The organism is Gordonia mangrovi (assembly GCF_024734075.1).
In the GTDB taxonomy this organism is placed as follows: domain Bacteria; phylum Actinomycetota; class Actinomycetes; order Mycobacteriales; family Mycobacteriaceae; genus Gordonia; species Gordonia mangrovi.
Window position 1 is genome coordinate 2,901,738 of sequence record NZ_CP102850.1, and the last position, 22,891, is coordinate 2,924,628.

Annotated in this window: 21 protein-coding genes, 1 pseudogene and 1 riboswitch; of the genes and pseudogenes, 10 read left to right on the plus strand and 12 right to left on the minus strand. The window is 66.7% G+C overall.

Features of this window, described 5'->3' with window-relative positions:
- Positions 1-42: 42 nt before the first annotated feature.
- The 3 genes from NWF22_RS13135 to NWF22_RS13145 all read right to left on the minus strand — a co-directional run bounded on the left by NWF22_RS13135 (position 43) and on the right by NWF22_RS13145 (position 5,209).
- On the minus strand, positions 43-2,178 hold the full coding sequence (locus tag NWF22_RS13135) for an MMPL family transporter (protein ID WP_160902098.1): 2,136 nt from the start codon (positions 2,176-2,178) through the stop codon (positions 43-45).
- Between the two features lie 162 nt (positions 2,179-2,340).
- Positions 2,341-4,176 (minus strand): acyl-CoA dehydrogenase, encoded by a 1,836-nt coding sequence (locus NWF22_RS13140; RefSeq protein WP_160902100.1) that lies wholly within the window; start codon positions 4,174-4,176, stop codon positions 2,341-2,343.
- A gap of 262 nt (positions 4,177-4,438) precedes the next feature.
- Positions 4,439-5,209: a deoxyribonuclease IV gene (locus tag NWF22_RS13145; protein WP_160902102.1), complete on the minus strand. Its 771-nt coding sequence runs from the start codon at positions 5,207-5,209 to the stop codon at positions 4,439-4,441.
- Between the two features lie 239 nt (positions 5,210-5,448).
- On the opposite strand from NWF22_RS13145, the gene NWF22_RS13150 reads away from it, so the two are divergent.
- The 3 genes from NWF22_RS13150 (at position 5,449) to NWF22_RS13160 (ending at position 7,787) form a co-directional block, all read left to right on the plus strand.
- Positions 5,449-6,639, plus strand: coding sequence for a phosphatase PAP2 family protein (locus NWF22_RS13150; protein WP_160902103.1), 1,191 nt, complete (start codon positions 5,449-5,451; stop codon positions 6,637-6,639).
- A 10-nt stretch (positions 6,640-6,649) separates the two neighbouring features.
- Positions 6,650-7,057 (plus strand): hypothetical protein, encoded by a 408-nt coding sequence (locus tag NWF22_RS13155; RefSeq protein WP_160902105.1) that lies wholly within the window; start codon positions 6,650-6,652, stop codon positions 7,055-7,057.
- Positions 7,058-7,151: 94 nt separating this feature from the next.
- A complete protein-coding gene (locus tag NWF22_RS13160) occupies positions 7,152-7,787 on the plus strand; it encodes a DUF305 domain-containing protein (protein ID WP_160902107.1) in 636 nt (211 codons plus the stop codon).
- 56 nt (positions 7,788-7,843) lie between these two features.
- Here the strand turns inward: NWF22_RS13160 and NWF22_RS13165 are convergent, their stop codons facing one another.
- Entirely contained in the window at positions 7,844-8,917 is a 1,074-nt protein-coding gene (locus NWF22_RS13165) for a glycoside hydrolase family 183 protein (protein ID WP_160902108.1), read from the minus strand.
- 65 nt (positions 8,918-8,982) lie between these two features.
- A pseudogene (locus NWF22_RS13170) lies at positions 8,983-9,851 on the minus strand (acyl-CoA thioesterase domain-containing protein).
- Between the two features lie 65 nt (positions 9,852-9,916).
- Between NWF22_RS13170 and NWF22_RS13175 the strand changes: the two are divergent.
- The gene (locus tag NWF22_RS13175; protein WP_160902109.1) at positions 9,917-10,492 is read left to right on the plus strand and encodes an HdeD family acid-resistance protein; all 576 of its coding nucleotides are present in this window, start codon (positions 9,917-9,919) and stop codon (positions 10,490-10,492) included.
- A 150-nt stretch (positions 10,493-10,642) separates the two neighbouring features.
- Here the strand turns inward: NWF22_RS13175 and NWF22_RS13180 are convergent, their stop codons facing one another.
- Positions 10,643-11,221 (minus strand): hypothetical protein, encoded by a 579-nt coding sequence (locus NWF22_RS13180; RefSeq protein WP_160902110.1) that lies wholly within the window; start codon positions 11,219-11,221, stop codon positions 10,643-10,645.
- Between the two features lie 123 nt (positions 11,222-11,344).
- A complete protein-coding gene (locus tag NWF22_RS13185) occupies positions 11,345-12,424 on the minus strand; it encodes a DUF2189 domain-containing protein (RefSeq protein ID WP_160902111.1) in 1,080 nt (359 codons plus the stop codon).
- Between the two features lie 137 nt (positions 12,425-12,561).
- On the opposite strand from NWF22_RS13185, the gene NWF22_RS13190 reads away from it, so the two are divergent.
- Complete coding sequence (locus NWF22_RS13190; protein ID WP_160902112.1) at positions 12,562-13,095, plus strand: DUF5709 domain-containing protein; 534 nt, start codon at positions 12,562-12,564, stop codon at positions 13,093-13,095.
- A 22-nt stretch (positions 13,096-13,117) separates the two neighbouring features.
- Here NWF22_RS13190 and NWF22_RS13195 read toward each other — a convergent pair whose 3' ends face one another.
- Complete coding sequence (locus tag NWF22_RS13195; RefSeq protein WP_160902113.1) at positions 13,118-13,864, minus strand: Clp protease N-terminal domain-containing protein; 747 nt, start codon at positions 13,862-13,864, stop codon at positions 13,118-13,120.
- Between the two features lie 266 nt (positions 13,865-14,130).
- On the opposite strand from NWF22_RS13195, the gene egtB reads away from it, so the two are divergent.
- Positions 14,131-15,402, plus strand: a complete 1,272-nt coding sequence (gene egtB / locus NWF22_RS13200) for an ergothioneine biosynthesis protein EgtB (protein ID WP_373691894.1) — start codon at positions 14,131-14,133, stop codon at positions 15,400-15,402.
- Positions 15,399-16,352, plus strand: coding sequence for an L-histidine N(alpha)-methyltransferase (gene egtD, locus NWF22_RS13205; RefSeq protein ID WP_160902114.1), 954 nt, complete (start codon positions 15,399-15,401; stop codon positions 16,350-16,352). The genes egtB and egtD overlap by 4 nt, the downstream gene beginning before the upstream one ends.
- On the opposite strand, the gene NWF22_RS13210 is transcribed toward egtD, so the two are convergent.
- Positions 16,339-17,370: an LLM class flavin-dependent oxidoreductase gene (locus NWF22_RS13210; RefSeq protein WP_160902115.1), complete on the minus strand. Its 1,032-nt coding sequence runs from the start codon at positions 17,368-17,370 to the stop codon at positions 16,339-16,341. The genes egtD and NWF22_RS13210 overlap by 14 nt on opposite strands.
- A gap of 109 nt (positions 17,371-17,479) precedes the next feature.
- Here NWF22_RS13210 and NWF22_RS13215 point away from each other — a divergent pair, with 109 nt between their 5' ends.
- Positions 17,480-17,860, plus strand: a complete 381-nt coding sequence (locus NWF22_RS13215; protein WP_160902116.1) for an SHOCT domain-containing protein — start codon at positions 17,480-17,482, stop codon at positions 17,858-17,860.
- 139 nt (positions 17,861-17,999) lie between these two features.
- Here the strand turns inward: NWF22_RS13215 and NWF22_RS13220 are convergent, their stop codons facing one another.
- The 3 genes from NWF22_RS13220 to thiC form a co-directional block, all read right to left on the minus strand.
- A complete protein-coding gene (locus tag NWF22_RS13220; RefSeq protein WP_160902117.1) occupies positions 18,000-18,782 on the minus strand; it encodes an HAD-IIA family hydrolase in 783 nt (260 codons plus the stop codon).
- 57 nt (positions 18,783-18,839) lie between these two features.
- Positions 18,840-19,700: a bifunctional hydroxymethylpyrimidine kinase/phosphomethylpyrimidine kinase gene (thiD, locus tag NWF22_RS13225; protein WP_160902118.1), complete on the minus strand. Its 861-nt coding sequence runs from the start codon at positions 19,698-19,700 to the stop codon at positions 18,840-18,842.
- The gene (gene thiC / locus NWF22_RS13230) at positions 19,697-21,376 is read right to left on the minus strand and encodes a phosphomethylpyrimidine synthase ThiC (protein WP_160902119.1); all 1,680 of its coding nucleotides are present in this window, start codon (positions 21,374-21,376) and stop codon (positions 19,697-19,699) included. The genes thiD and thiC overlap by 4 nt, the downstream gene beginning before the upstream one ends.
- A riboswitch (TPP riboswitch) is annotated at positions 21,368-21,483 on the minus strand. (Overlaps the previous gene by 9 nt.)
- Positions 21,484-21,670: 187 nt before the next feature.
- Here thiC and NWF22_RS13235 point away from each other — a divergent pair.
- Both NWF22_RS13235 and NWF22_RS13240 read left to right on the plus strand, forming a co-directional pair.
- A complete protein-coding gene (locus NWF22_RS13235) occupies positions 21,671-22,018 on the plus strand; it encodes a GNAT family N-acetyltransferase (RefSeq protein ID WP_160902120.1) in 348 nt (115 codons plus the stop codon).
- A 158-nt stretch (positions 22,019-22,176) separates the two neighbouring features.
- Complete coding sequence (locus NWF22_RS13240; protein ID WP_202398580.1) at positions 22,177-22,878, plus strand: siderophore-interacting protein; 702 nt, start codon at positions 22,177-22,179, stop codon at positions 22,876-22,878.
- Positions 22,879-22,891: the final 13 nt, after the last annotated feature.

Consider the following 22,891-nt stretch of genomic DNA (forward strand, 5'->3'; position numbering starts at 1 on the left):
CCGCGCACCCGTCGTGCGGCCGCGCACGTCGCGACGTGCGCGTCAGCGTGATGGGTGCGCGTCGTCGTCGACGCGTCGGCCGGCGGCGGTGCCGGTTGCAGACTGCCGCGTCGGCCACCAGAAGGCACCCCGCTGGATCACCGACAGCGCCGGGACCAGCATCGGGGCCATCACGCACGAGGCCAGCACCACGCCGATCGCGACGCCGGCACCCAACTCCGCGAGATTCTTCAACCCGGTCAACGTGAGTGAGGCGAAGGTCAACGCGAGAATCACGCCGGCGGCGGCCGCGGTCTGGCCGTTCTTGGTGATGGCGATCCGCGCCGCGTCGCGCGGCGACTGGCCGGCCACAAACGCCTCGCGCACCCGTTCGGCCATCAGGATGTTGTAGTCGGTGCCGATGGCGACGACGAACAGGTACAGCACGATCGGCGTGGAGAAGTCGATGCCCACAAAGTCGAGCAGGTACTGGAACACGATGACCAGCGTGCCGAGCGTCGCGGCGAAGGTCACGAAGACGCTGACGATCAGGTTCAGCGGGGCCACCAGAGCCAGCAGCAGGGCGCCCAGGATCACCCAGACGATGACGACGGCGACCGGGAACACGTGGCGGGTGTCGGAGTGCAGCTGCGAACGGACGTCGGCCAGCGTGGCGGTCTGTCCGCCGACGGCGACCACGGCACCCGGTACCGAGGAATGTGCGGCCGGCCGCAGCGAGTCGTCGATGGTGTCGAGGGCTTGCGTGGAGAACGGCGAGGTGTCCAGCACGACGTTGACGACGGCGGCGGTGCCGTCCTGGCTGACCCGTGGTGGCGTCACCGCGGCGACGCCGGCCACGCCTTCCAGATTCGTTGTCAGCGTGGCCAACTCGTTCTGCGGGATCGGCCCGGTCGCCTTGACGTAGACCTGTGTGGGGCTCAGATCGCCGGGCGGCATCGACGCGGCGAGGGTGTCGAAGGCCTGCTGCGACGGGGTGTCCGAGGGCATCTCGCCCAGCGTGTCGTAGGTCGCCTTGTAGCCGGAGCTGAACACCGCGAGGACGATCAGCAGCGCGCCGATCAGCAACGCGGTGATCACCGGCCGGTGTGCGACGCCCCGGCCGAGAGTGCCGAAGACCGACCGTTGCGGCTCACGACCCGGACCGAAGGGCCAGAACATGACCTTCGACAGGATCGCGATGACTGCCGGCATCAGGGTCAGCGCGGTGATCAGCATGATGGCCACGGCGATGATCAGCCCGGGCGCCAGGGAGTTCAATGACCCCAGCCGGGCGAAGAACAGCGCCGCGAACGCCCCGATGACGGTCAGCGCCGACGACGCGATCACCCGGCCCACCGCTCCGGTCGCCGTGACAAGCCCCTCGAGCCTGTCTTGGCCGTCGCGCAACTGTTCGCGATACCGGAACAGCAGGAACACCGTGTAGTCGGTGCCGACGCCGAACAGCACCACCACGAGGATGGCGTCGAGAGTGGTGCTCACCTCGAAGTCGAAGATCTGGGTGGCCCAGGCGGTGGCGCCGCGGACCGCGAGGAAGACCACCCCGATCACGAGCACCGGCAGGATCGCGATCAATGGGCTGCGGAACAGGATGCCCAGGGTGGTCAGGATGACGATGACCGTCGCGATGGAGATGATGCGTTCGGCCGTGGTGTAGGCGGCGTTGCTGTCCACGAGGATCGCGGCGTTGCCGGTCAGCCCGGAGGTGAGATCGGTGTTCTGCAACGCCGAGGACGCGGCCTCCCGGACGGCCGGCACGGCGTCATTCACGTCGGGCTCACCGGGCTGGCCGGCGAAGGCGACCTGAATGGCGACGACCTTGCCGTCGGGGGCCACCGACTGCGGCCCCGCGGTCACGGCCGTGACGCCGGCGATCTGGTCGTTGCTGAGCGTGGTGGCCAGACCCAGCGCGGTCTGTTGGTCCGTGGGCGTCAGCTGCCCGCCGTCGATCCGGGAGACGACGACGGTTCCGGTGGCCCCGGCGGTGGCCGGAAAGTACTGGTTTCCGATGTCCTGGGCGTCCACCGATTCGAACGACGACGGCAGGAAGTCCTGCTGGTTGCCGGTCGTGTGATCGGACAGGTTGGGGGAGAACAGGATGATCGCCAGGGCAGCGATGACCCACAAGCCGACCACCCGCCAGGGATGGGCGACGACGACACGGGCGAGCGCAGCGAACATCGCTGATCCTCTCGTGGTGGTGTGCCACGAGAGAGATTACTCCGCCACGTGTTGCCTGACCCCCCAAACGTTCTTCCCCCGGCTATCGCTTCATCGTCCGCGCGCTCGCGGGGCAAGAAACAATACCCGGGGGAAGAATCGGATTGGGTTGCGCAGCCGACGTCAGAAGGCCGCTTCGTCGACCTCCATGATGTCGGCGTCGATGTTCTCGATGGTGCTGCGGGCGGTGGCCAGTTCGGGCAGCATGTTCTTCGCGAAGAAGCTCGCCACCGCGATCTTGCCCTCGTAGAACGACGTGTCATCGTCGGAGGCACCGGAATCCAGAGCGGCCAGCGCGACCTCGGCCTGGCGCAGCAGCAGCCAACCGATCAACAGATCGCCGACCGACAGCAGGAAGCGGACGGAGCCGAGCCCCACCTTGTACAGCTCCTTGGGATCTTCCTGGGCGTTCATCAGGTATCCGGTGAGGGTGGCGGTCATCGTCTGCACGTCGTCCATCGCGGTCTTGAGCAGCGCGCGCTCGGCCTTGAGTCGACCGTTGCCGCCCTCGGACTCGAGGAACTTGGTGATCTCGCCGGCGACGTGGGAGAACGCCTGACCCTTGTCGCGAATGATCTTGCGGAAGAAGAAGTCCTGTGCCTGGATGGCCGTGGTGCCCTCGTAGAGCGAGTCGATCTTCGAGTCGCGGATGTACTGCTCGATCGGGTAGTCCTGCAGGAAGCCGGATCCGCCGAGGGTCTGCAGTGACTCGTGACCGAGGACGGCGTAGGCACGCTCGGAGCCGACACCCTTGACGATCGGCAGCAGCAGGTCGTTGACCTTATGGGCCAGCTCGGGGCTCGCCCCGGAAACGATCTGTGCGGCAGCGGCATCCTGGTGCGAGGCGGTGTAGAGGTAGACCGCGCGCAAACCCTCGGCATAGGCCTTCTGGGTCATCAGCGAGCGACGCACATCCGGGTGATGGGTGATGGTGACGCGCGGCGCGGTCTTGTCGGTCATCTGGGTCAGATCCGCACCCTGCACGCGCTCCTTGGCGTAGTCCAGCGCGTTGAGGTAGCCGGTTGACAGAGTGGAAATGGCCTTGGTGCCCACCATCATTCGGGCGTGCTCGATGACGTCGAACATCTGCGCGATACCGTCGTGCACCTCGCCGACGAGCCAGCCGACGGCCGGCGTGCCGTGCTGGCCGAAGGTCAGTTCGCAGGTGGCGGAGGCCTTGATGCCCATCTTGTGCTCGACATTGGTCACGAAGACGCCGTTGCGCTCACCGAGTTCACCGGTCTCGTGGTCGAAATGGAACTTCGGCACGAAGAACAGCGACAGGCCCTTGGTGCCCGGCTTCGCGCCCTCGGGGCGGGCGAGCACCAGGTGGAAGATGTTCTCGGTCATGTCCTGGTCGGCGGAGGTGATGAAGCGTTTCACGCCGTCGATGTGCCAGGTGCCGTCTTCCTGCTTGACGGCCTTGGTGCGGGCGGCGCCCACGTCGGAGCCGGCGTCGGGCTCGGTGAGCACCATGGTGGCGCCCCAGCCGCGCTCCGAGCAGATGGCGGCCCACTTCTTCTGCTCCTCGGTGCCGTTGTCGAAGAAGATGTTGGCGAAGCCCGAGCCTGCGGCGTACATGAACACCGGCGGGTTGGCGCCCAGGATCATCTCGCCGATGGCCCAGTAGAGCGAGCGCGGGGCGGGCAGGCCGCCGAGTTCCTCGTCGATGCCGATCTTGTCCCAGCCACCCTCGATGAACGCGTTGTAGGACTTGGTGAAGCTCTCCGGGATGGTGACGCTGTGGGTCTCCGGGTCGAAGACCGGCGGGTTGCGGTCGGCGTCGGTGAACGACTCCGCGATCGGACCCTCGGCGAGTGCCTTGACCTCACGCAGCATGTCGACGGCGGTCTCGTGATCGAGATCGCCGAAGTCGCCCTCTTCGAGAACCCGGTCGAGTTCGAGGAGCTCGAAGAGGTTGAAGTGCAGGTCGCGAATGTTGCTCTTGTAATGGCCCATGGAGGTTCCTATCTGACTGGCTGTGTGGGCTACGCGTGTGGTGAAGCACGATCGGCAGGGGCTAAGTTACTCGCCGGTAACTACAGAATAGCCCCATCGGCGGCACGGAGCAATCGATCGGTCTGTGATCTGCGCTAACCAGAGCAAGCGTGCGAGCGTGCCCCGACCTTGGTTCGTCCCCCGGGTATCGCTTCTTTCCCCAGCGGCAGCCTGCGGACGAAGTGATACACGGGGGACGAACTCTGGGTGGGGCCGGGGCAGGCTAGAGGGCGTCGCGGAGGAGTGCCAGGTCGTTGGGGATACCGTCGGCGGGCGTCTCCAGGATGACCGGGGCGTCGGCGGCGGCGGCGACCGCCACCAGGACGTCGGGGTCGATGTGTCCGTCGCCCAGGTTGGCGTGTCGATCGCGTCCGGAGTCGAACTCGTCGCGGGAGTTGTTCAGGTGCACCAGGTCGATGCGGCCGGTGATCGCCTTGACCCGTTCCACCAGGCCCACCAGATCTTCGCCGCCGGCCCACGCGTGGCAGGTGTCCAGACAGAACCCCGCCTGATCGAAATCGCCCACCGATTCCCAGAGTCGATCGATGGCCTCCAGGGTCCGGGCCATGGCGTGGTCACCGCCGGCGGTGTTCTCGATCAGGATCGGCACGCCGAAGCCGCCCTTGTCGATCTGACGATCGAACAGCTTGCGCCAGTTGGCGAACCCTTCCGCGGCGGCCTCGCCGTCACGCAGATGCCCGCCGTGCACCACCAGGCCGAAGGCGCCGAGTTCGGCCGCCGCCGCGGCCTGCTGCTCTACCGCCTTGCGCGACGGCATGCGCAGTCGATTATTGAGACTCGCGACGTTGATCTGATAGCTCGAATGGACCACCACGTCGATCGCGGAGTCGCGGATCGCCTCGGCGTCCGGGCGTGGTTGCGGTTTCTTCCAACTCTGCGGGTCGGTCACGAACATCTGGAAGACGTCGATGCCGAGTTCCCCGGCGGTGGACAGAGGGTCGGTGTCCTCACGCAGATGTGCTCCGATGCGCATGGATCAACGATAGTGGCCGGCACCGACCGGCCCGCCAACGTGTCGGCGCCATCGAGCCGGCGACCGAGCGGTGAGGTGATGCCGATCACCGGCTAACGGTGAAATCCGGATTTGTCGGCACTGCGACGGCGGTTTACCGGTTCCTGAACGTCAGGTAATCACTAGGCTTACGGCAAACAACGTGCAGGAGTCCCGGCGGGTGCGCCTCAGCGGGGCGTGGGTGGGCAGGACCAAGACGAGTGAGCATTGACGACACGGTCGACGACGGCCCAGCGCCGGACGAGTCAGCCGCGACGTCGCGCACGCGTGGCGTGGAGCCGGTGATCGACGATGTCGCCGCGGCTGCCGCCGTCGACACCCGACCGCAACGTCGCCGCGACCTCACCATGGTGCGTCGGATCGCGATCGTCGCCTGGGTGCTGTTCATGATCTACGAGTTCTTCGCCGAGGGACTCGCCTTCGACCGCACGCGCCTGATCATCCTGCTGTGTCTGGGCATGCTCGCCGCCACCATCGGGCGGCGCAAGGCGATCAGCGTCATCATCGACTGGCTGCCGTTCGCGCTGATCCTGCTGCTCTACGACTGGACCCGCGACGTCGCGCGCATCGTCGACATGCCCACCCAGTGGCACCTGGCCGTGGACGTCGACGAGTGGATGTTCGGGGTCAACCCGACGGTGTGGCTGCAGAGCCACATCAAGGAGCCGTCGCCGCCGTGGTGGGAAGTGGTCACCAGCGTCATCTACATGTCGTACTTCATCGTCCCGTATGCCGCGGCGGCCGTGCTGTGGCTGCGGGACAGATCGGCGTGGCGACGCTATGCGGCGTGTTTCGTCGCGACCACGTTCCTGGCGCTGGTCGGCTACACCCTGGTGCCGGCCGCGCCGCCGTGGGCCGCGGCACGGTGCACCGCCGAACAGGTCGCCGACTATCCGCGGGAACCGACCTGTATGGCCCATCAGGGGGCGGTCGCCGACGGCGGCATCCTCGGCGAGGTCACCCCGACCAATCCGGACGCGGCGCCCTATGTCGAGCGGATCTCGGCGCGCGGCTGGAACTTCCTCAACATCCATGCCGCGTCCACGCTGGTGGAGGTGGGTCAGGGCAAGGCCAACCTGGTTGCGGCCATCCCATCGCTGCACGCAGGCCTGACGATGCTGCTCGCGCTGTTCATGTGGCCCCGGGTCAAGGCGCTGGGGAGAACACTGTTCATGGGCTATGCGGTGGCGATGGCGTTCACCCTCGTCTACACCGCGGAGCACTACGTGTTCGACATCGTGCTCGGGTGGGGTCTGGCCGCATTCGTGATCTTCGTCGCCCGCGTGATCGACCGGAAATGGCTGATCCCGCGTAACGAACGACGTCAACGCGAACAGAGTGCGCAGGAGGCGGCCCAACGCGTGGAGACGGACACCTCCGTGGCTGGGTAGTCTCGCTGCTGTGTCGACCATCCGCCGTCTGCGCCGTCCGCTCGGGGTCGGGCTGCGTCCGGCGATGGTCCTCGGTGGCGTTCTGGCCATCCTGCTGATGCATTCGGTGGTGGCGGGATCGTTCGAACCGCACCCCGCACCAGCCCACACCTCGATGGCGGCGATCCACGGTGCGCCGCAGTCGCTGGACGAGCCGGTCATGCACGACGCGGTCGACTGCGACACGCATCAACACCCGTGCGTATTCCTGCGTAGCGACGACCCGGTCGTCATCGCGCTGGCCGTGCTGGTGCTGGCCTGGGGATTTCCGATCCCGCCGCTGCTGCGGTCGATCCCCGCCCGCCTGCGGGGCCGGTCCGGCCGGCCACCGCCCTGGGCCATGCCCACCCACCTACGTCTACAGGTGATCCGCTGCTGATCGGCCGCCACCGGACCCCGTGTCCGGCGCGCCGACATCCCCGCCTGCCGTGATGGCAGCGCGGACCCTTCACTCTGCAGAGGATTCCAAGACAATGAAACGACAGATCTTTGTGGGCTCGACCATCGTCGCCGCGGCGCTTCTGGGTGCGTGCTCGAGTACCGACGACCCCGCGCCCTCGACGTCGCCGACGGCCGTCATCACCACGACGATGCCGATGGCACCCGGGTCGTCGAACAGCCAGGAACACAACGACGCCGACGTCACGTTCAATCAGGCGATGATCCCGCATCACATGCAGGCGCTCGTGATGGCGGACCTGGTGACCGATCGGACGACGACACCCGCGGTGCGCGCGCTCGCCGACCGCATCAGAGACGCGCAGAAACCCGAGATCGACGAGATGGCCGCGCGGCTCGCCGAGTGGGGCATCTCCGGCGACGGGGACGGCCACAGCAGTGGTGACCACGCGGTGGGCAGCCACGCGACCGGCCATGACATGTCGGGGATGATGACGCCCGCGCAGATGACCACATTGTCACAGGCCCGGGGCACCGAGTTCGACCGGATGTGGCTGGAAGGCATGATCGCCCATCACGAGGGCGCGATCGTGATGGCCGACGCCGAACTGGCCGACGGCGTCCACGGGCCGTCGCGGGAACTGGCCGAACGGGTCAAAGCCACTCAGCAGGACGAGATCGACGAGATGAACTCGATCCTGCGCCGGTGACCGGTGGTGGGCCGGCTCGGCGCGTCATCCGCGCCGGGTTCGGCCCGCCGCGCGCGTCAGGGCTTCTGCAGCGGGATGCGCATCAGATAGACCTGATAGCCCGCAGAGATGGAGTAGGTGAAGTACAGGCTGCTGCCCGACGACCACGGGTGAATGTAGGGGGCATAGCCCGAGTACGGATCGTTGGCCGGCACCACGAGTTCGCCCGAGGACCAGGGCCCCTCCGGGCGATCCGCGGTACGCAGGATGACGCCGGCATCCGTCTGGCCCAACGAGATGAACTTGCCGAGGTACTCGTTCCACGCCACCGACAGTTCGCCGGTGGGTGCCGCCATCACCGGGGTGGCCGAATCCGGGTTGTTGCGCACCCACCGGCCCCAGGAGAAGTACTCGTACTTCCCGAGGTGTTCGATGTCGGAGGCCTTCACACGGGCCAGATACACCGCGCCCCACCGACCGTCGGGGGTGCCGTAGGTGTAGATCGTGTCGCCGACCTTCAGGTACGCCGACATCTGGAACTTGTGGTTGCCGCCGCCGTTGGGGCGGAACGCGTTGACGGCCCGCCAACTCTGGCCGTTGTTCCCCGACACCACGAGACCGGACCAGTTGGTGTACCAGATCCCCGGCGGGCCCCAGTGTTTGACCGACATGACGTTCATGTACTGCTTACCGTTGGCGGCCACCCCAGCAGTCGGGATGATGGTGATCTCTTTGCGCAGATCGGGTTTGAGCAGTCGCTTCGCGTGGCCGGGCGGTCCGGCGTGACCGGTGAAGGTCATCCCGTCGCCGAGATATCGATCGCTACTGCGCAACAACACATTGGAGCGCCAGTACCACAACTCGCCGTAGAGCAGCGACCATCCGTTGAACGTCTGGGTGTCGCCGAAGGCGGCCATGATCTCACCGTTCCCGTTGTCCCACAGGACGCCGAGATCGGTGCCGACGATGTTGAATCGGCCGATGGTGTCGTTGATGGAGCCGGGGCCGGTGAGTCGAGCGACGATCCGGCCGTTGGCCGCGGCGACATCGGTCGCCTCGGCCTGCGGGGTCGCCGCGAGTCCGGCGGTCAGCGTGGTGGCAAGAGCTGCCACCGCCAGGGCCGTGCGCCACCGTCCGGTCAGCCGCGTCATGGCGTGACCTTATCAAGACCTGAGCGTCATCGGAGTGTGACATTGGCCTTCGAACGGATGAAAAATCACGCCTCGCTGTAGCGGCTGCCGGTGTCCACGGCGGTGAAGTCGATGGCGGCGGCGGCGTTGTTGACCCCGGTGACCATGCCGACGCCGAATTGGCCGGCCGTGTCGTACAGATTCGTGGTGCTCGTGGAGATCCCGTCGACCTCCACATGGCTGGCCGCCTCGACGCCGATCCGCGACCCCACCGGCAGCCGCGAGAGCGCCACGGTCAGGTCGCAGTTGATGAATGCGATGCCCTGGCTTCCCCAATTGCACACCAGGCTTGTCGATTCCCCGCTGATCACCGACCGTTCGAACGGTGACGGCCGTTCGCCGACAACCGTCGAGACCGCACGCGTCCACAGCCAGTTGCGATCGGCGCTCTGGTGGGCGCCCATGTCGTGGCTCCACTCGATCTCTCCGGATCCGGTGGCCGTTCCGAACCAGGGAAACGGGTCGTCGCGGTCGGTCTCGGGTGGGTGGAACTCGATGGTCTCCGCCGGCCGCTCCCACCTCTCACCGGGCGGGTTCGTGCTCTCCTTCACGAAGACCGTGGTACTCCGCGCGACCATGACCTCTGCATCGTCGACCACTGGATCACATCGACCTCGGCCACCTTGATCCGGCCGCCGTCGCGGAGGAGGCGGCCACGGGTGGTGGTGGGGACGTCGCGGGCGGCCTTGAACAGGTCGATGGTGAAGCGTGCCGGCCGAAAGCCGGGCACCGCGTGATCACCTTCGGCGGCGCGGGCGGCCAACGCACACACCGCCGGGCCGTTGAGGGTGCGCGGAGCCCACAGGCTCGCCGCGTACCGGGTCGGCAGAAATCGGGTCTCGCCAGGGGACCCCGTGAGTTGAGGATCGGGGGTGAAGAAGGCGATCGACGTCACGAGTTTCCCTTCTGTTCGACGCAAGAATTGGTGTCGAACCAATCGGCGCGTACTAACCTGCGTCCATGACAATTGCAGATTACGCAAGGCAGATTCCCAACGAACTCGTGGCCGCAGTGCGAACCACGATGATCGTGACCGCGATCGTCGGCCTCGTGTTGGGGATCATTGCGCTCGTGTGGCCGGAGGCGACCCTGCTCGTCATCGGGGTGCTCTTCGGAATCTCGCTCATCATGGCCGGACTGTTCCGCCTCTACGAGGCCACGGCGTCGACGTTGCTCTCCGGCGGTTGGCGTTTCGCGCTCGGCCTCATCGGTGTGCTCATCTTGGCCGCCGGGATCGTCGCGGTGTTCAACCCGGAGAAATCGCTGGTCTTCCTCGCGATCTTCATCGGAATCGGCTGGATCTTCCAGGGGATCGCCGACCTCGCCCGCGCGTCCGCCGGCTCTCAGCACGTGCCGCGCTGGCTCCTGGTGCTGTCCGGGGTGGTGTCGATCATCGCCGGCATCGTCATGATGCTGATCCCCGGACTCGCGCTGGCCACCTTCTTGATCATCGCGGCGATCATGCTGATCGTGATCAGTGTGGTCACCCTGCTGACGCTGCCGAAGAAGATCGAGGAACCGGGGAATCTGATCTGAGAAGTCCGCTGCTCGACGGCGAACCGCGCAAGGTGATCGTGGTGCCCGGCCGGCTCTCGTCCAACCGCGCACCCGTCGCGCTGCCGCGCATGTCGCGACGTGCGCGCGTGCGTGGCTGGTGCGCGGTTGCTGTCCTCGCTCAGGCGGCGGTCAGGTCAGTTCGAGGCCGTCGATCGTCACCGCGGCGCGGGCGGCCTCGACGTCGCGGGGCAGTCGGTCGATGAGCTGATTCATCGCGACGAGGACGTCGTGGCTGTGCGCCAGCCGCACCGGATCGACCCGTGTGCCGACCGCATCGAGGATCACCTCGGGGTCGGCATCGGCCCGGTGGGCAACCGCCGCTGCCAGAAGTCGCCGGGCCTGGTCGGGCTGACTGTCCCACAGGGCGTCGGCAGTGGTCAGGTACAGCTGGACGGCCGGTGGGTAGTCGTGCAGGTGCACGAGCGCCCACGCCCAGTGTTTGGCGACGTCGACGGTGTCCGACTGTCCACGGCCGTGGGTCCGGACATACTTGCCATGCAACTCGCGACACAGGGGTGTCGAATCAGCCCACAGGTGCAAGTGCGACATACACCGCACACAGTCATGCAGGTTGGACAGGTACATCACCGAATACGGGCCTTCGCGGCGCGACCGGATTTCGCGCAGCACCGAGAACTCGGCGAGCGCATGCGAGTACTCGCCCGCCGAAAGATATGCCTCGGCCTCGTCCTGCATTTCTGCGAGCATGCCTCGATTGTCGCGTAATCCGTCCTCCCGCGGGTGGGATTCATTCGGACATCTGGACGCATGCACGAAACAGCCCGGCCACCCACCAGGTGACCGGGCCGTCTGCGCGGGATCAGCGAGTGCTCAGTACTGCTGATTCGGCGGGTACGGCGGCGGGGCCATCGGCGCTGCCGATGCCAGCGGGGCGATCTGTCCGCCGGTGAAGAACCGGTAGGCGTACGTGGTGGCGATCATGGTGACCGGCAGGGTCACCAGCAGGCCGATCAGGCACAGCAGCGCACCGACGATGTTGAGGCCGATGACGGCCAGTGCCAACAGGAACAGTGTGCCGGCGTTCTTGCTGATCACCGAGAAGCTGGCCTTGATGCCCTCGATCGGGTCCATGTCGCGGTCCACGACGAAGGTCAGCGACCAGTAGGCGAGGAACGCGAAGACGATGCCCGGGATGATCAGCAGGATCAGTCCGATGACGGTACCCAGGCCCACCAGGAACGCGGTGATGATGACCGCGGCGAAGTTGATGTTGAAGAACCGACCGATGTCCGGCTTGGTGCCGGAGGTCTCGTCGAGCGCGCCCCGGGCGTAGGCGCCCTGGAAGATGTAGCCGACGATCGTCGCGATGATGCCGAAGATGGCGCTGATCCAGAAGATCCGACCGTTGTCCGACGACACGTTGCCCAGCGTCTGGATGATGCCGGTGACGACGAGCGAGATCAGGATCACCACGATCCAGGACAGCGCGTTCTCCTTGTAGCGGTTCCAGCCGTAGCTGAAGGCCTCACCGATGGAGAACTGATCGGCCGTCGGTGCGCCGTATTCGCCACCGCCATAGGTGCCCGGTGCGCCGTAATTGCCGGGGGGCGGCGGGTATCCGCCGGGACCGCCGGCGGGCTGGCCGTAGCCGCCGCCGGGCGGGGGTGGCGGTGGGTAGCCGGGTTGCGCGCCGTATCCGGGCTGCTGGGTGCCGTAGCCGGGGGGCGGGCCCTGGGGCGGCGGACCCGACGGGGGCGGGTAGGCGCCACCGGGTGGCGGGTATGAACCAGGCGGTGGATAGCCCGACGGCGGCGGGGGTGTGGATCCCGGCGGCGGGTAGGACGGCGGTGGTGTGCCGCCGGCCGGTTCCTGGTTGCCACCGGATTCGGCGCCGGCGCCCGGATCGGGGTCCGACGAACCGGGATTCTGTGGATCTGACGGTGTTGTCATGGCAGGGAGGATACGGAACACCGGCCCCGGTCGACAGTGTTTGCGATACCGCGTCGTGTCTCGACGCCAGGATTTCCCGGGCCAGGTCATCTTCGGCCACTCGTGCACCCTGGATTCGTCACCGGCGGGCTGGCATCGTGGAAACGGTGAACGACATCGGCAGCACCCCTGAAGGTTCCGACGGCGAGTACAGCCTCGACGACGACGACCAACTGCAACCCGAGGACACCCTGGTCGACCGTGGTGTCGACGACGTCCTCGATGAGGGGTACTCGCCGCCCGATCACCAGCCCAGCTGGGGTCGCCATGGGCTGACCGAACGCGAGCAGCGGGAGGGCGAGACACTCGATGAGCGACTTGCCGAGGAGGAAACAGACATCGGTGTCACCGACCCCCTCGACGACATCGCGGCCGAGGAGGACGTCGAGAAGAACTGGCGTTCACACGAATCCGATCGTTCGGATGACTACGACGGCGACGACCAGGCCGGCGCGGCGCGGTCGGGGCGACTGGTCGCGCCCGATGAGGGTTCGGGTATCGACCGCGAGAAGGACGCGGTGGCCGGTGATGTCGGTATAGACGGGGCCGGGGCCTCCGCTGAGGAGGCGGCGGTGCACTACCTGGATGCCGACGAGGTGGAATGGTCCGAGGAGTCGGACACCGACGCGTGAATCCGGGCTGATCGCCCGTCGGTCAGTGCCCGACGTCGGCGAGCGAGCCGACCACCCTCGCCCGCGCAGCAGCGGGTTCGACGCCGAGCTCCGACAACGTCGCGGTCACCGCGGAATCCTCGAACAGGCCGAGCAGGATGTGTTCGGTGCCGACGAAATCGTGGCCCAACTCGACCGCTGCCGTCAGAGTCGCCTGCAGCACCGCGCGCGACCGATCATTGTACGGCACAATCGTTTTCTCGTCCGGCAGGGGCGGTGACCCAGGGGTGGCCCGCTGGTCGGGCAGGCACGCCGCGGCGAGTGTGTCCAGCGATACGCCGTGGGCGCGCAAGGCCAGATCGGCGATCGACTCCGGCGCCACCGTCAGTGCCCGGGCCAGATGTTCCGGCGTCACCGCAGTGCTGCGCTCGGCGGCCGCCAGGTTGTGCGCCTCGGCGATCACGTTGCGCGCCCGTGGGGTGAATCGCGCGAACGGGTGTGCTTCGTCGGCCAGCGGTGTCGGCGCGGCGTCGGCGGGCGTGCGGGTCACGAACCTCTTCTGGGCGGCCTGTTTGCTGACTCCCATGGCGACGCCGATGTCGGTCCACGACGCGCCGGCCCGCCGGGCCTGATCGACGAAATGGCCGATCAGATGATCGGCGACATCGCCGAGGTGCTCGGCGGTGACCATGGCGCCGGCCAACTGCTCGAGGGGGTCGTCATGCGCGGCGCGGACACCGACGATCAGATCGTCGAGGCGGACATGGTGAACCTGCGTGCGCTCCGTCATTCGTCAACTCTAGGTTGACGAATGACGGAGCGTCAACCTCTGGTTGACGATCTGGCCGTCGGCTGCCGGAGTCTGTCGGTGGCGTGTGCTGCGATGACCTGGACCCCGTCCGCCCCGCCGGTGCCGCGTCGGTCGCCGCAGTGTCGTCGCTCGAGTGTGTTGGTCCGAGCGTCGTTGACAGCGGTGAGGAGGCTGGTAACGATGGATGGAAGGGTTGCCCGTCCGCCCCCGGCTTGCCGCCGGGTCCACCACAACGGGAGGTACCGGTGAGCATCACCAATCGCCCTGTGTCGATCGAGACCGAATCGGCGCACTCCATGTCCGCTCAGGCCAGCAGATTCCTCGACGTGCGTGCGTTGACCGACACGTTGAGCGCGCGCCTGTCCGCCGAAGACCAGACCCCGCAGTCGATGACCGACGCCAGCCCCGCGAAATGGCATCGGGCGCACGTCACCTGGTTTTTCGAGGAGTTCATCCTCCGCAACGTCGACTCCTATCGGGTTTACGACGACACGTTCCGCTATCTGTTCAATAGCTACTACGAGGCGGTCGGTGCGCGGCATCCACGCCCCGAGCGCGGGTTGGTCACCCGTCCGGGTGTCGCCGACGTCGGGCTCTACCGGGAGTACGTAGACAGCGCGATGGTCGACGCGTTGGAGCGCGGGTTGCTCGACGACGACGCGCTGGGGCTGCTGGAACTGGGGTGCAATCACGAGCAGCAACATCAGGAACTGCTCCTGATGGACATCAAGCATCTGTTCTCCACGCACGCGTTCGACCCGGTGTATGTGGACCGCGACATCGACGAACCCGGGGAACCCGGACCGCTCACCTGGCGCTCGGTGGCCGGGGGTGTCACCGAGGTGGGAATGACGCAGGGGTCGGCCGGCTTCAGCTACGACAACGAAGGCCCCAGACACCGAGTCTTTCTGGAGGACTTCGAGATCGCCGAGCGGGCCGTGACCAACGCCGAATGGCTGGAGTTCATCGCCGACGACGGGTACCACCGCCCCGAGCTCTGGCTGTCGGACGGATGGGCACACATCTCGCAAACCGGTTGGGAAGCACCGGAATACTGGCGTTTCATCGACGGCGAGTGGACGACGTTCACCCTGTCCGGTCGGCGCCGGCCGGTATCCGATGAGCCGGTGGTGCATATCTCGTTCTACGAGGCTGATGCCTATGCCCGCTGGGCCGGCGCCCGGTTGCCCACCGAGTTCGAATGGGAGGCGGCCGCCGCGACCGGCGACCGGACGCACGGGCAACTGCTCGACGTCGCCCGCTGCCATCCGGGGAGAGCCGGGTCCACCATGATCGGCGATGTGTGGGAATGGACGGCGAGCGCGTACCTGCCCTATCCCGGCTTCGTTCCCGCCAACGGCGCCGTCGGCGAATACAACGGAAAGTTCATGTGCGACCAGCATGTGTTGCGCGGCGCGAGCGCAGTGACCCCGCCAGGGCACGAACGCATCACCTACCGCAACTTCTTTCCGGCCCCGGCGCGGTGGGCCTTCTCCGGTCTGCGGCTGGCCCGATGACCGCCGCCGACGGCCGGCTCGCCGACGACGCCGTGGCGGGACTGTGGTCCGACCCGCCGACCCTGCCCACCAAGTGGCTCTACGACGAGCGCGGAAGTCTCCTGTTCGACGAGATCACCCGACTGCCGGAGTACTACCCGACCCGCCGGGAGACCTCGATCCTGCACGCCCGTGCCACCGAGATCGCCGCGCTCACCGACGCGGCGACGATGGTCGAGTTCGGCTCGGGTACCTCGACCAAGACGCGGCTGCTGTTGCAGGCGTTCGCCGATCGGGCCGAGACCACCGGGCGCTGGTTCACCTACGTACCGCTCGATGTGAGTACCGAGATCCTCGAATCGTCGGCCGCCGAACTCGCCCGCGACTATCCGGGTATCGACATCGAACCGGCGGTCGCCGACTTCACCGCGTCCGACCTCACCTTGCCGACCTCGAACGGTCCGCGGATCGCGGTCTTCCTCGGTGGCACCATCGGTAACTTCGACGACGCGATGCGGGCGACCTTCCTGAGCCGGCTGGCCAAGGCGCTCGAACCGGGTGACTACTTCCTGCTCGGCGCCGACCTCATCAAGGACACCGGTCGGCTGGTGGCGGCCTACAACGACAAGGCGGGAGTCACGGCCGATTTCAACCGGAACATGATCGAGGTGCTCCGCCGCGGGCTGGACGCCGATGGGCTCTACGTCGACGACTTCGACCACATCGCGCGGTGGAACCCGATGCACCACCGCATCGAGATGTGGCTGCGCGCCCGCCGCGACATCGATGTCCGGTTCCGCGGACTGGACCGGCAGTGGCAGCTCGCGCGCGGCGCCGAGGTGCTGACCGAGATCAGCACCAAGTTCGACCCCACGGTGCTCGCCGACGAACTCGCCCAGGCCGGAGTCGTGGTGGAACACCAATGGACCGATGACCACAACGATTTCCTGCTGACCCTCAGTCGTCGGTGAGCAGTTCCCGCACCCGCGGGATGACGCGGGTCCCGTAGAGCTCGATGCTGCGCATCAGGTGTTCGTGCGGCAGTGTGCCGTGCGAGTACTTGAGATCGAAGCGGTTGAGTTCCAGCGTCTTCGCTGTTGTGGCGATCTTGGTGGCGACCGTCTCGGAGGAACCCGCATACAGCGCGCCGGCCGGACCCGCCGCACGCTCGAACTCGATTCGGGTGGGCGGCGGCCAGCCACGTTCGCGACCGATGCGGGCCATGTACGTCCGGTAGTGCGGCCAGAGCTGCTCGCGCGCCAGCTCATCGGTCTCGGCGACGTGGCCGGGGGAATGGACGCCGACCGGCAGGTCGGTCGGCCGATCGAGTTCCCCGAGCGCACGGCGGTACAGATCGGTGTACGGCTTGAACCGGGCGGGATCGCCGCCGATGATCGCCAGCATCAGCGGCAGACCATAGGTCGCGGCTCGGATCACCGACTCCGGGCTGCCGCCGACCGCGATCCAGGTCGGCAGTGGCGCCGACTGCAACCGCGGATACACCGACTGGGCGGTCAGCGGAGTGCGGGTCGCACCCGTCCAGGTCACCGGTTCGCCGGTACGCAGCTGTGCGAACAACGAGAGTTTGTCGGTGAACAGATCCTCGTAGTCGGCGAGATCGTAGCCGAACAGCGGGAACGATTTGGTGAACGATCCGCGTCCCAGAATCACCTCGGCCCGGCCGTCCGACAGCGCATCCACAGTGGCGAACCGCTCGAACACCCGAATCGGATCGTCGGAACTGAGCACGGTCACCGCCGAACCCAGCCGCATCCTCTGGGTCCTGGTCGCGATCGCGCCCAGCACGACCTCGGGAGCCGAGATGGAGTAGTCGTCGCGGTGGTGTTCCCCGACGCCGAAGAAATCGACCCCGACCTCGTCGGCGAGGACCGCCTGCGCCACGACGTCCCGGATCGTCTGTGCCGCGCTGACCTCTGTCCCGCCGCCGTCGACCGTGATGTCGCCGAAGGTGTCCAGGCCGAGTTCCATGACCAGGAATCGTAGCCAATTCAAACTGCCGTCGAGTGCCTGTGAGAAGCTATGGAACGCAGCGGCGATGACTCGCCGACCGTCACCTACCGGCTAAGGAGCATGCCCGATGTGGGATTCGTTCTGGGACTTCATCTGGTACACGATCGTCATCTTCGCGTTCGTGGCCTACCTGATCGTCCTCTGGCACATCATTATCGACCTCTTCCGTGACAAGTCGTCCGGATGGATCAAGGCCGTGTGGATCATCTTCCTGGTCCTCCTCCCGTACATCACCGCCATCGTCTACCTGCTCGCCAAGGGACGCGGCATGGCCGAACGTCAGAGCGAAGCGGTCAAGGAGGCCAAGCAGGCCACCGACAGCTACATCCAGTCGGTCGCCACGCCGAAGAGCCCGGCGGAGCAGATCGCCGATGCCAAGCAGCTGCTGGACTCCGGCACCATCACCCAGCAGGAATTCGACTCGTTGAAGGCGAAGGCGCTCAGCTAGCTTTCGCGGCCGACAGCATCGGGTTTCGCGCCGACAGCACCCGCTCCTTGGTAGGGGTGGGTGCTGTTGGGTTTTTGGGGCGGGTGCTGTCGGCGCGAAACAGGGTTCTGTCGGCTGCCGTGCTGGGCGCGGAACCCGCTCAGGTCCTGAATGGGTTCGCGGTGCGGCCGACGAGGTCGGCGACGGAATCGATCACCCGGGTGGCGCGGTAGGGGAACAGTTCCACCGACGTGGGTGTCGAGATTCCGGACAGCACCAGGATGGTCTCCAGGCCTGCTTCCATACCGGAGATGACATCGGTGTCCATCCGGTCGCCGATCATCAGCGTGTGTTCGGAATGGACGCCGATCTGGCGTAAGGCCGAGCGCATCATCAGCGGATTCGGTTTGCCGACGTAATACGGCTCGCGGCCGGTCGCTCTCGTGATCAGCGCGGCCACCGCGCCCGTCGCGGGAAGCGAACCGGCCGCCGACGGCCCGGTGGCGTCGGGGTTGGTCGCGATGAACCGTGCCCCGCTCTCGACGAGGCGGATCGCGGTCGTGATCGCCTCGAACGAGTATGTCCGGGTCTCGCCGAGTACCACGTAGTCGGGGTCCGATTCGGTGATCACGTAGCCGATCTCGTGTAGTGCGGTGGTGAGCCCCGATTCGCCGACCACATACGCAGATCCGCCGGGGCGCTGCGAGTCCAGGAAGCGGGCGGTGGCCAGCGCCGAGGTCCAGATCGACTCCTCCGGGATGTCGAGACCTGTACGCAGCAGGCGCGCCCGAAGGTCACGCGGAGTGCGGATCGAATTGTTGGTCAGCACGATGAACGGGACCTCGTTGGCCCGCAGCTCGGCCAGGAACTCGTCGGCTCCGGGGATCAGATGTTCCTCGCGGACGAGCACCCCGTCCATGTCCATCAGGTAGTTCCAGCCCATGTACCGCATTATGGCCGGGATCGGCCATGGCCGGGTCGCGGGTTCGGGTTCGGGCGGTCAGCCAGGGCGGTCGGACACCCGCCACAGCGGGTTGACCGGACCGTGCCCGGCGCCCAACGGGTAGGCGGCCTCGAGTCCGCGGGTCACCCACCGCTTGGCGAAGTCGATGGCCTCGGGCACGGGGTAACCGTGCGCGAGTGCAGCGGCCGTCGCTGCGGCGAGGGTGTCGCCGGCGCCGTGATCGTGGCCGGTGTCGATGCGTGGGTGTACGAACTCGTGCCAGTGTTCGCCGTCGAACAGCAGATCTGGGCTCTGCGTGGACGTCCGTAGATGCCCACCCTTGACCAACGCCCATTGGGCGCCGAGCCGATGCAGGGCGCGCGCCGCATCCCGCTCCGTGCCGGCGTCGACGACGTCGATGCCGGTGATCAGCCGTACCTCGTCGAGGTTCGGCGTCACCACCGTCGCGATGGGGATCAACGTGGAGCGCAACGTGTCCAATGCCTCGGCCGCCAACAACGGATCGCCGTGCATCGACGCGCACACCGGGTCGACGACCAGCGGGACCGGCCGGTCGCGTCCGATCCCGAGGTCGGCGCACGCCGCAGCGACGGCCTCGATGATGGGTGCGGACGCCAACATTCCGGTCTTGACGGCCTCGACACCGATGTCGGTGACCACGCTGTGCATCTGCGCGGCCACCGTCTCCGGCGCGATCTCCGCAAATCCCTGCACACCCACCGTGTTCTGCACCGTCACGGCCGTCACCGCGACGCAGGCGTGCACGCCGAGCAAGGCGAAGGTCCGCATGTCGGCCTGGATGCCGGCGCCGCCTCCCGAATCCGAACCCGCGATCGTGAGCACCCGCCGTGGCGTCACACCCGGTGGCGCAGTGGGTAATCGGAGATCGTCGGTCATCGGGTGGGGGAGCCTCCGGCAGTCGCTTCCAGCGGCAGATACACCCGGTTGCCGTGCTCGGCGAACTCGGCCGACTTCGCGGCCATCTCCTCGGCGATCTTGCGGTCGATGTCCTCGGTGGTCTCCAGTCCGTTCTCCTCGGCGTAGGCGCGTACGTCCTGCGATATGCGCATGGAGCAGAACTTGGGGCCGCACATCGAGCAGAAGTGTGCTGTCTTCGCCGGTTCGGCGGGCATCGTCTCGTCGTGGTACTCCCGTGCGGTGTCCGGGTCGAGGGCCAGGTTGAACTGATCGGTCCAGCGGAATTCGAAGCGCGCCTTGGACAAGGCGTCGTCACGTTCCTGGGCCCCCGGGTGGCCCTTGGCGAGATCGGCGCTGTGGGCGGCGATCTTGTAGGTGATCACGCCGACCTTGACGTCGTCACGGTTGGGTAGTCCGAGGTGTTCCTTGGGCGTCACGTAGCAGAGCATCGCGGTGCCGGCCTGCGCGATCATCGCGGCACCGATGGCCGAGGTGATGTGATCGTAGGCGGGCGCGATGTCGGTGGCCAGCGGCCCGAGGGTGTAGAACGGCGCCTCCTCGCACAGCTCTTCTTCCAGGCGGACGTTCTCGGCGATCTTGTGCATCGGCACGTGACCGGGACCCTCGATCATCACCTGTACGCCATGGGATTTGGCGATCTTGGTGAGCTCGCCCAGGGTGCGCAGTTCGGCGAACTGCGCCTCGTCGTTGGCGTCGGCGATCGACCCGGGCCGCAGCCCGTCACCCAGCGAGAAGGTGATGTCGTAGCGACGGAAGATCTCGCAGAGTTCCTCGTAGTGGGTGTAGAGGAACGACTCCTGATGATGCGCAAGGCACCACGCGGCCATGATGGAGCCGCCGCGCGACACGATGCCGGTGACGCGCTTGGCAGCCAGCGGCACATAACGCAACAGCACCCCGGCGTGCACGGTCATGTAGTCGACACCCTGTTCGGCCTGCTCGATCACGGTGTCGCGGTAGATCTCCCAGGTCAGTTCCGTGGGATCGCCGTTGACCTTCTCCAGCGCCTGATAGATCGGGACCGTGCCGACCGGCACCGGCGAATTGCGCATGATCCACTCGCGGGTCATGTGGATGTCGCGGCCGGTGGACAGATCCATGATGGTGTCGGCGCCCCACCGGGTGGCCCACACCATCTTCTCCACCTCCTCGGCGATCGAACTCGTGACCGCCGAGTTGCCGATGTTGGCGTTCACCTTCACCGCAAACCGCTTGCCGATGATCATCGGCTCCGATTCGGGATGACGGTGATTGGCGGGGATCACCGCACGTCCGGCGGCCACCTCGTCACGCACGAGTTCGCCGGCGACACCCTCGCGGGCGGCGATGAAGCGCATCTCGTCGGTGATGATGCCGGCGCGCGCCCACGCCAGCTGCGTCGACGCCCCGTTCACCGGGTCGGGTCGGTGCCACGCATCGCGAGTCGGCGGCAATCCCCGCTCCACGTCGATGGTCGCGGTCGCGTCGGTGTACGGACCGGACGTGTCGTAGACGTCGAGGTGCTCGCCGTTGGTCAGCTGGATGCGTCGCGCCGGAACCCGGAGATGATCGACCTCGCGGTAGTGCTTGCTGCTTCCCTCGATCGGGCCGTGGGTGACCGTCGAGACGGCAGTTTCGGATACACGTGTTCCCATGATGCGACTCCCTACGCCGGCATTATCCGGACAGGTTCAGGCGGTCGGCGACCGTCCCGTCGCCATCTCAGCCCCCGGTGATCGTGGGAGCCCCCGCGTGTTCATTTGTCGACCGCGGCGTCTGCTGCGATCAGGCCCCACCCTACGACGTCGCCACGTTCAGCGCCTGATCGGGGGCGGCGAACGACAACCTACGTCATCGTAAGGTAGCCTGTGACAGGAATCACATATGATCCGCGCCGTGGTCGGGAGGGGAGCCCCGCCGGCGGCGATCCGTGGCATGCAGGAGGGGTTGTGCAGAGAAGGCATCGACATCAGCCACCGCAGTCGGCGCAGGCGATTCTGCAGCAGATCGCCCAGGTGGTTCACAATCCCGATCGCGACAGGTTCGAGCTGTGGGTGGCCGGCGACCTCGTCGGGGTGCTCGGCTACAGCACCGAGGTCAGCGAGGGGCGTCCCACGATCACGTTCCTGCACACGGTGCTCTACGACGAGTACACCGGCCACGGCCTCGGTACCCGACTGATGGTCGGCGCGATCGCGTACGTCCGCGACCAAGGGGCACGGTTGCGTCCGGTGTGTTCGTTCACCAAGTCCTACCTCGACGCCCACCCGGGGATCGTGGCGCTGGCGCCGGCGTGAGGCCCGTCTCCGATCACCGGTAAGGGCGGAACCTCGACGCGAGAAGCCGGATAGATAAGTTAGGCTACCCTGACATACGTTGCTGTCGAGGGAAGGCGTGCCACATCGTGGAGCAGACCAAGTCCAAGTCGCGCGGGTGGCAGGGTGCCGTCCTCAAGATGCTCGGCGCCGACGACTACGAATTCACCGTCACCAGCAACGAACCGGTCACCGACCAGTACATCCGTCTCGGTGTCACCGGCGGTGGACTACTGACTGACCGGCCGGTGAACCCCGCGATGTGGGTCCGGATCTGGTTCGAGAACAAGCACGGGAAGTTGCATCAACGTGCTTATACGCTGGTCGATCCCGACCCGGCCTCCGACTCCTTCTTTCTCGAGTTCGCCCTCCATGACGGTGCGGCCACCCGGTGGGCGCAGGCCGCGCGTCCCGGCGACACCATCTCGTCGACCTTCATGGGGTCGAAGTTCACCTTCCCCGACCCGGCCCCGCAGGGCTGGCTGATCGCCGGGGACGCGGCTGCGCTACCCGCGATCAACTCGCTGCTCGATGCGATCTCGGCGTCGTCGAACCCGTCGGCTGCGGCCACTGTCTGGTTCGAGTACGCCCACGACTCCGACAAAGCGCTACCGCTGCGCTTGCGGGATCAGGACACGGTCAACTGGATCCGGCGCGACGGACCAGCGCTATCGGATGCGGTTCGCGACGCCGCGTTCGATGCCACCGGCCATTTCGGTTTCGTCGCCCTGGACATGAAGAGCACCCGCGCTGTCTCCGCCTCGTTCAAGAACGACTACCAACTCGGCAAGGCGAATGTGAAGGCGCAGGCCTACTGGCGCGAGAACGGCCCGGAGTCCTGACGGCCGCTCCTGC